Source organism: Frankia sp. CeCAU1, from assembly GCF_977971845.1.
The window spans coordinates 1-8232 of sequence record NZ_CDWWXA010000174.1; the positions used below are offsets into that span (position 1 = coordinate 1).

7 protein-coding genes and 2 pseudogenes are annotated in these 8232 nt (G+C 71.0%); 2 read left to right on the top strand and 7 right to left on the bottom strand.

Annotation, left to right across the window (positions count from 1 at the left end; translation table 11 throughout):
- The 6 genes and pseudogenes from AC08OO_RS21030 to AC08OO_RS21055 all read right to left on the bottom strand — a co-directional run.
- A pseudogene (locus AC08OO_RS21030) lies at window positions 1–959 on the bottom strand (hypothetical protein); the annotation flags it as partial.
- Window positions 960–1405: 446 nt separating this feature from the next.
- Window positions 1406–1900 carry a DUF6912 family protein gene (locus AC08OO_RS21035; protein WP_023839918.1) on the bottom strand — a complete coding sequence of 165 codons (495 nt, stop codon included), beginning with the start codon at window positions 1898–1900 and terminating at the stop codon, window positions 1406–1408.
- A 65-nt stretch (window positions 1901–1965) separates the two neighbouring features.
- Window positions 1966–3030: a patatin-like phospholipase family protein gene (locus AC08OO_RS21040; protein WP_476611454.1), complete on the bottom strand. Its 1065-nt coding sequence runs from the start codon at window positions 3028–3030 to the stop codon at window positions 1966–1968.
- A gap of 231 nt (window positions 3031–3261) precedes the next feature.
- Window positions 3262–3765 carry a transcriptional regulator gene (locus tag AC08OO_RS21045; RefSeq protein WP_462187080.1) on the bottom strand — a complete coding sequence of 168 codons (504 nt, stop codon included), beginning with the start codon at window positions 3763–3765 and terminating at the stop codon, window positions 3262–3264.
- A gap of 519 nt (window positions 3766–4284) precedes the next feature.
- A complete protein-coding gene (locus tag AC08OO_RS21050; protein ID WP_011435226.1) occupies window positions 4285–5622 on the bottom strand; it encodes a CpaE/TadZ family protein in 1338 nt (445 codons plus the stop codon).
- The gene (locus AC08OO_RS21055) at window positions 5619–6392 is read right to left on the bottom strand and encodes an SAF domain-containing protein (RefSeq protein ID WP_011435225.1); all 774 of its coding nucleotides are present in this window, start codon (window positions 6390–6392) and stop codon (window positions 5619–5621) included. The genes AC08OO_RS21050 and AC08OO_RS21055 overlap by 4 nt, the downstream gene beginning before the upstream one ends.
- A 308-nt stretch (window positions 6393–6700) precedes the next feature.
- Between AC08OO_RS21055 and AC08OO_RS21060 the strand changes: the two genes are divergently transcribed.
- Complete coding sequence (locus AC08OO_RS21060; RefSeq protein ID WP_011435224.1) at window positions 6701–6937, top strand: helix-turn-helix domain-containing protein; 237 nt, start codon at window positions 6701–6703, stop codon at window positions 6935–6937.
- A gap of 20 nt (window positions 6938–6957) precedes the next feature.
- Here the strand turns inward: AC08OO_RS21060 and AC08OO_RS21065 are convergent, their stop codons facing one another.
- A complete protein-coding gene (locus AC08OO_RS21065) occupies window positions 6958–7527 on the bottom strand; it encodes a hypothetical protein (RefSeq protein WP_476611455.1) in 570 nt (189 codons plus the stop codon).
- A gap of 158 nt (window positions 7528–7685) precedes the next feature.
- Here AC08OO_RS21065 and AC08OO_RS21070 point away from each other — a divergent pair.
- A pseudogene (locus AC08OO_RS21070) lies at window positions 7686–8232 on the top strand (LysM peptidoglycan-binding domain-containing protein); the annotation flags it as partial.

Below are 8232 nucleotides of genomic sequence, written 5' to 3' on the forward strand. Positions count from 1 at the left end.
GCAGAGGGGGCGGCCTCGGCAGAGGGGGCGGCCTCGGGATGCTCGGCACCGGCTTCCTCGTCAGCGGAGGCCTGGCCCAGAAGCGCCTCGGATTTCGCGATCCGCCCCAGCAGGCTGAGCCGTTCGGCCGCCCATTCGGCCTGGTGCCGATCCAGCCGGGTGGTCATGGTGGCCACCTGGCGTTGCGCGTCCTCCGCCTCCGTACGGGCCATGGCCAGCCGGGAGGAGAACTTGGCCGCCCGGCCCTCGGCCTCGACGAGCTGTCTGCGCAGCAGCTCGGCCTCATGGGCGAGCTGCGCAGCCGAGGGGCCGACGGGATCACCGCCCGCCCCCGGAGAGCCCGCCGGCACCGGGCCGGCGGCACCCGAACCGGCCGGGAGGGCCTGGGCCGCGCCGGGTGTCACGGCGTACGCCCGGGCCCGCAGCGCTGTCTCGATCTCCTCGACCCGGGCGCCTGCGATCACAGCATGGCGCTCCGCCTCGGCGATTCGCCGTTCGGACTCCGCGGCACGCTGTTCGGCGACAGCGAGCCGGGCAGTTAGATCCGCCTTCTCCAGGGCGACGTCGTCACGCTGCCGGCGCAACCGGGCGATCAGCTCGGCGGCCTGCCCTGTGCCCGTGCCGCGGGCGCCCGAATCGGGGACACCCGTGTCGGCGTCGCCGGTGCCTGCCGGCACGGCATTCCCGGCCTCCGCAGCATTCCCGGCGTTCACCCGGTTCACGTCGTTCGCGGCTGCCGCCCGATCGGTCGACGGGACCGCGCCAGGGCGGGATTCGTCGAGCTCCGGGCCGGTGCCGGCCGGCGCCTCCCCCGATCCCGCCCGATTTCGCGCGGCGTCGGCGTCGGCGTTGCGGGCCTGCCGGCGCAGCGGCGCGATCAGGAAGACCCATGCCAGCGCCGCACCAATGAGCATCGCCACCAGCACGTACGCCAGGATCTGCCCGGCGAGGTACAGCATGGGCTGCCAGCCTCCTTACCGCGGTGGGTCGGTCGAGATCACACCTGCCAGCGGGGGTGACATCTCGGTACGAAGGTTGTGGAAAGTGGAGCCCCCCTCGGCGCCATCCAGGTGGTGACCCGGTCGCCGCCGCAAGGCTCCCCAGCATTATTCGCAACGCCCGACATCGGCCGCACCCGGGGAGGTTCAACCGTTGGCCACGTCGATCTCCCTGGGTGGGAAATCACCGTTCACGGACGTCAGACGACGAACAGCACCCCAGGGAGGAGCCTGGAAAGACAACCACGAGGGCCGCCCGTCGGGAACATTTCACGCCAGCTGGTCACCAGTCCAGACAGCATGCCCCAACGAGCCGTCAACGTGCGTGGTCTCCTCCCCCGTGCGGGGGTGACCTCCACCGCGCGGGGGTCACCCCCGCGCACTCAACATCCGCGTCTCCGCCGGGGTCAGAGAAGATCGGGGAGCTCCTGAGGCGCGAACCACAGCAGTTCGAAGCCCTCGACGCTGTCCACGGTGAAGGCGGCGTCATCCCCACCGAGATCGGCCTCGACGATGCACTTCGCCGCCGCCGCGACCGCCGCGACGACCTCCTCGTCGTCTCCGTCGTCGACATGGATGGCCTGCGCGGCCGACCACGGCACCGGGAAGTCCACCTCGACGGCACCCCGCTCAAGATCGTCGCGTACCCGCACCTCGCCGTCCGCGACATCGGCCACGAAGACCACGCGCCGGCGCGGCGCGGACGGGTCGGCGTCCAGCAGTCGCAGGCTCGCCCGGCCGGCGTCGTGCAGCGCCGCGTACTCCAACTCCTCCTCGGACTCCGACTGGGCGTACCACTCACGCGTCGCTGGGGTGACCGCGAATCCGGTGCCTGGGGGGATGCGCGCGGATTCCCAGACCGATCGGGCGACGGCCAGCGTGGACGGGAGATAGATGCGCACCCGCTCAGTGTGCAACCAAGCGGGGCGAGCCGGCCACGAGGACCCGGTCAGCCACGGGAACCCGGTCAGCCGGCCAGGCCGAGCCCGAGCCGGCCCCCCCTCGCCTCGGCGTCGTCGGTGGCCCCGTCGTCGGTGGCCCCGGCCACGCCGGAACGGGCGGAACGGGCGGAACGGGCTGCGACATGCAGGGCCTCGCCCGTCGTACGCAGCGCCGTCTCGAACACCTGGGCCCGCCGGGTCAGATCCATCACGTTTCCGCCGATGACCTCGAGGTCCTCCGGACCTGGGCAGAGCACCGTCACCCGGGTGCCCGCCGCCTCCACCATCTCGACCTCCCGCATCAGCCGGCGGGTGGCGGCCCGGCGGACCTGGCGTTCGACCCGGGCCACCGTGCCACGGGGTCGGTCGAGTTGGAACGAGCAGGCCGGGGCGAGCACCAGGATCTCCGCGAGGCCCGCGTCGGCAAGAAGATCGACCGATGCGGGCGATCGGGTTCCGCCGTCGACGAACCGCTGGCCGTCCACCGCGACCGGGGCGTACCAGCCGGGAATGGCACACGACGCCATCACCGCCTCGGACAAGGTCGCCCGAGGCGCATCGGCCACGCCGAACAGCACGCGCTCACCGGTGTCGAAGTTCATGGCCACCACCCGCAGCGCGGGCCTGGTCGGCCACTCGGTCGGATCGAGGCCCTTGCGGTCCATCGCCGCGGTCACCAGATCGCCGACCGCGGAGATCTTCCCACGGCCCTGTGGAAGCATCGCCGCCAGCGTGACCATCGGCGAGGACCGCCGGGGGTGCCGGGCGCTGACCGTCAGCAGCCTCGGTGAGCCCATGCGCATCCGGGGGCGCGGCGGTAGGGAGGCACCGAGGTCGCGGTAGTCAAGAACGGGATCACCCGCCTCGTAGATCCCCCGCTCGGAATTGGCCATCACGTCGATGCCGATCCCCAGACCGAGCAGGGCCGCGACCACCGAGCCAGCGGACGTGCCGACCACCAGGTCGGCTCCGCTCAGGTCGCGGCCGGTCGCGGTCTCGACCGCCCGCATCGCGCCGATCATCCAGGCGGAGCCGAGCACTCCACCGGCCCCCAGGACCAGACCTCTGCGTGGGGCCCGTTTCCTGGTCATAGTCCACCTCCCGGCGCGGCGACCGGGAAGGGAGACGCATCGCGCTGGGATGCCCGCCGCCCGGCATGCTCGCTGCCATGTGGGCCGCCCGGTCGCACCTGGGCCGGGCCGCCCACGAACGGCGTGCCCGCCGCGTCGGGACGGCCGGGGATGGGCCAGTAGCAGTCCACGGTCCGCGTTGACCGTACCTTGCTGCTCTCGGCGCTCGAAGCGCCCGGGCAGTCCACCGGACTACTCCGGCGGCTCCTCGCTACTCTCTTCGGGGAAACTGGTCTCCAGCACTCCCCAGTTCCGCAGCCGCTCTGCGAACTCCTGGGGGGTCGTGTCGTGGAGCAGGGCGAGCGCACGCACGTCGCCATCCCGGATGGACAGCACGCGGCCGGCGTAGTCGTCCCGTTGGCGCTGGATCTGGGCGACCCACCGACGAACGAGAGCAGAGGAGTCCGGCGGAGCCTCGCTCAGCTTCTCCAGGTTGAGCACCGTACGTGGGCGACGCTCCCGCGGCGGCAGCTGATCCTCGTTGGGCAACAGCGCCGAGACCGGGACTCCGTAGAATCCCGCGAGTTCGGAGAGCTGATGCACGCTGATCATGCGGTCACCGCGCTCATAGGAACCAACGGCAGCGGTCTTCCACCGCCCCCGCGACTTCTGCTCCACTCCCTGCAGCGACAGACCCTGCTGTATCCGAATCGCCCGCAACCGGGCGCCCACGGCCTTCGCGTACTCTCGGCTCACCCGACACACCCCCAGCCGTCTCGAACGAGCATCACGTACCTCTCGTCGCGCCCATAGGAGATCAAGGTACGACTCGTGCGGCGCTGGCGAGGCATGCTCCCACTAACGTAACGTTGCCGAAAGAGACCGCTCACAGATACATATACGATGCTACGTTGCGCGACTTTCTTGTGCGACTTCTCTCGCATCTCAGACTCTATGAATTAAAAAAGTTACTCTATGTAGTAAATCTTATAAGATCGAAAGCTATCAGCAAGATCCCTCTCACGACTTGACCGAAGTCCCTCCACATAGCGATGCCCCTAAATTGCTCGCCGTAACCGCTCCCGCTACGCCGGGATGATGGCGCGAATACTTTATGTCACGGTTACGCCAAGGGCGTAACCGTGAGTTGCCGACACCGCGCGAGCGATCAGCCGAACGGCAGCAGGCCCAGCGGCAGGCCCAGCAGGGGATGCGGCTCTGGCTCGTACGTCGGGACGGCCCGCCCGCCCACCAAGATCACCGGGTTCACCAAGATCACCGGGCCTGGCGCCGCAGGCTCCCCCGCCGACGGCGGGGAGCCGCCGGGCGGCCAAGCAGCCGGCCAGCCAGCTCCCTGATCGCCAGCCGGGCCGGGGAGGTCGGAGCGATGTCACGCAGGAGCTGTCCGGCCACCTGGGCGGCGTCCAGCCCGGCGAGGTCGTAGGGCACCAGGGCCACCGGCTCGGTCCCGGTGTGGCGCAGAATCGCCCGACTGACCTCGCGGGCCGGGTCTGCGCCCACAACTGAGGCGCGCAGCCGGTTCACCACGACAAGCGGGTCGACGGCGGGGACGGTCTCCCGCAGGTCGGACAGTCCCCGCACGAACCGGACCAGACCGACCGGTTCGGCGGACGCCACCGCCAGCACGACGTCGGCGGCGCCCAGCACGGCTAGCGTCGCTCCGTTACGCCGGGGCGCGGAGGTGTCGAACGACAGTTCCTCGTCCGTCTCCAGGCAGAACCCGCAGTCCACGACGACGAAGGACGCCAGACGCCGGGCCATCGACAGCACGGTCTCAACGGATGCCGGGCGTAGCTCGGGCCACCGCGAGGGGCGGGAGATGCCGGGCAGCACCCGCAGGCCGCCGCCCAGATCCCGGCACAGTACGGCGAGCCGGGGCACGTCCAGCAGCCCCTGGTTGGCCGACCGGGCCGCCGCGGCCAGACCGGGGGCCTCCTCGAGCAGGCCGACGAGCTGCCCGACCGCGCCGCCGTAGGAGTCGGCGTCCACCAGCAGGGTGGAGGTCCCCAGCCCGGCGAGTTCGGCGGCCAGGCACAGCGCGATCGTGGTGCGTCCCGGCGCGCCGGCCGGACCCCATACCGCAATCACCCGGCCCACCCGGCCGTCGCCCGGTTCGATCGGCCCCACACCGTCGGTGACGTCGATGGCCGGGGCGAGCGGCCCGAACCCGACGAGTGGTTCGCTGTACGAACCGGACGCCCAGGTCGCCGGCGCGGCCGCGTTCGTCGCCAGCGCCCGGGATGCCTCGACGACCGCTCCCGCGATGACCTCCGCGGTGGCGTCCGAGGGGATGACCGCGGCCACGCCGAGTTGCCGCAGCCGCCGGTCGCCGTCCTCGTCGCCGGGGGCGGTCAGCCCGACCACCGCGATGCCCGCCATGGCCAGGCGGGTCAGCGCATCCCGGTCGAGCCGGCGCAGGTCCGCGGACAGCAGGGCGGCCCGGGCCGCGCCGGTGGTCGCCGCGGCCAGCAGGTCCGGCAGGTCGACGCAGCGGCGCACCACCGTAACCCCGAGGTCGCGGCGATCGAAGGCCGAGACCAGGCCGGCCTCGACCATCGCATCGGTGACAGCGGTGAGGATCGGCAGGCTCACCGGCCGTACCCCGGCACAGTGGTCGGTCCCGTCGAGCCGACCTCACCGCGGGAGTCGCGCTCAAGCTTCACGACGTCGACCCGCTCGCTCTGCGAGGCCGCGACGGCCTGGATGGCGTTGTCCACCGGCACGCGCAGCGTCAGCGAACGGTCCCCGCTGGTCAGCTTCTCGAGGCTGACGAACTCGACGTCGTGCAGGACCAGCGCCTCGGCCCCCGCACCCGCGGGCGCGGCCGGTGTGCTCCGGCCGGCCTGCTGATCGCCCCCGGTAGTGCTCGGCGCTGCGGCGCCGCTCTGGAACACGAAGACGTCCACATGGTCACCCGGTCCGAGGGTCGGCAGCCGCCCGGCCTTCACAATGATCGGCACCAGCCGCGTCGGCTGGGTGTTCTGGCCGGCGAAGTCGGGTCCGCTCACCAGCTCGCCGGTGTCCACCGGCCGCGCCAGGGTGGCGCCGATCAGGTCGTCGAGACGGCTTCCCGGGTAGTAATGACCCGAGGTCCTCTCGTCAAGCCTGGCCGATACCGTGGCGAGATCCCCGGCAACGATGATGTGCCCGGCCGGCAGGTCCACCTTGGCGACCACCCACTGGCGGGTCGCGTCCGCGCTGGCGAACAGCCGCGCCCCGACGACCACCGAGACGAGCACGAGCAACACCCCGACGAGCAGCCGGGAGTCGCGCCACCGTCGGCGGGTCAACCGACGGGCCGGGGGTGATGTCGGTGGCGGGGACGCCTCCGGGCGGGCCGGTGCCGCGGCGAGCTCGGTCACCGGGAGACCTCCCTCTTCTCCTAGCCGGACCATTGGTACATGTTCGCACCTTCCGGTCGCAGAGCGTACGCGGTCGTCGGCCCTGAGCCCAGCCAAACCAGCGAGGAATCGGCTGCGGACCGAACGGGATCCGTCGACATCTGGGCCATGCAGGCGCGGATGGCGGACCAGTCCAGTACCTGCGAGCACGGGCTTTTGGCGGTATCCGCGTGCACTTATCCACAAGCAGACGCATCCGGACGCGATGAGCGGTGGTATCTCTGATACACACATGAGGAGAGACATCCGCCCTCAGAAGGAGGACTTTGATGAACGACCGCTTCCTTCAACTCAGCGATGTGGCGGACATCCTCAACATCTCCTCCAGTCAGACCTACGCGCTTGTCCGCTCGGGCGAGCTCCCCGCCATCAAGATCGGGGGGAGGGGCCAGTGGCGGGTGGAGCGCACCGAGCTGGAGGCGTACATCCAGCGCGCCTATGAACAGACCCGGGCCTTCGTCGCAGCCAATCCGATGAGCCGTAACGAGGCTCCGCCCGAGGACTAGGCACAGTAGGCGCGGCGAGGTCAGTGGATCCGACGAACGTAGGCGATCGCGTCGAGGGGGATGGTCCAGCCGGAGCGGATCTGGCCGCGCCGGGCGAACTCGCCGACGGCGTGTTCGGCCACCTCCAGGAAGTCCGAGCCGACCCGCACCGGCGTCCCGTGCAGGGTCACCCCGTCCACCAGCATGAGCGTGCACGCCGAGCGGTCCCGGACGAGCCCGCGCAGGACGTACCGCAGATCCAGCTTGGCCGCCAGCGGACCCTCATGACCCGGCTGGGCCGAGACCACCGGCAGGTTCTCCACGGCCAGCAGCGACCGCACCGGTACCAGAACCTCCGTCGCGCCGGGCTCGGTGATGAGCAACCAGTCCATCCCGAGGGCCGACAGGGTGCCGTGCAGGATCTCGGGAGCGCGCTGACCACCCACGACCCGGCAACGCGTCGGGTGCCCGACGACGGGTCGCATCCGATCGATCAACCGCAGGTAGGCAGCCTCCCGTCGGCTGCGGTCCGCGAGCTCGGCGGAGAGCTCGGCGGCCTCGTTCGCCTCCCACTGCAGCTCCAGGTCGGCGAACAGATCCTCCCATCGCATCGATACCCCTTCCCATAAAGGTAGATTTCGCCCACTTCCCCCAGTCGCCCCTCACTCCCTACACAAGCAGGGTTGACAGCGAGATTTCAGGGGTTTACACAAGCAAACATAGGCAAACGAACGAGTTCGACAGCATCCGGCGGACAGGAGCACCCACAATGATCGCGAGGGCGGCTCGACAGACGCTGGCGCGGTTCGCCGGCGCGACCGCGGCCGCAATCACGGCGATCATATTGATCGTTTTCGGCCCCCGGCTGGCCGACCTGCCGGAGAGCGTCGAGGCCGCCCCGGAATGGTTCGCCGCCGCACCCGAGCAGGCGCTGGCCACGATCATCGGGGGCGTCGCCTGGGTGTGCCTGCTCTGGCTGTGCCTGGGGGTTCTGCTCGGCGCGCTGTCGGCCGTCCCCGGCGGAGTCGGCCGGCTCAGCGCGGCGCTGGCCCGCCGGATCGTTCCCCGCACGATCCGGCGGATGCTCGAGATCAGCCTCGGAGTGACACTCGTCGCCGGGGTGGCGCCGATTATCGCCGCGGTCCCGGCCTCCGCGGCCACCGGACCCGCGGGGACCGGTGTCAGTGCGGGCGCCACCGCCGCACTGCCCGATCTGGACCGTCCCACCACCGTCGGCCATCCCCCGAACCCGATAGCCGGCTTCCCCGACCTCGATCGCCCCCCGGCCGGCACCTCCGCCGGTCACGCCCCCGCGA

Coding starts and splice junctions, on each gene's coding strand:
- AC08OO_RS21060 (WP_011435224.1), top strand. CDS start 6,701: ATGAACGACCGCTTCCTTCAACTCAGCGATGTGGCGGACATCCTCAAC.
- AC08OO_RS21065 (WP_476611455.1), bottom strand. CDS start 7,527: ATGCGATGGGAGGATCTGTTCGCCGACCTGGAGCTGCAGTGGGAGGCG.
- AC08OO_RS21040 (WP_476611454.1), bottom strand. CDS start 3,030: ATGACCAGGAAACGGGCCCCACGCAGAGGTCTGGTCCTGGGGGCCGGT.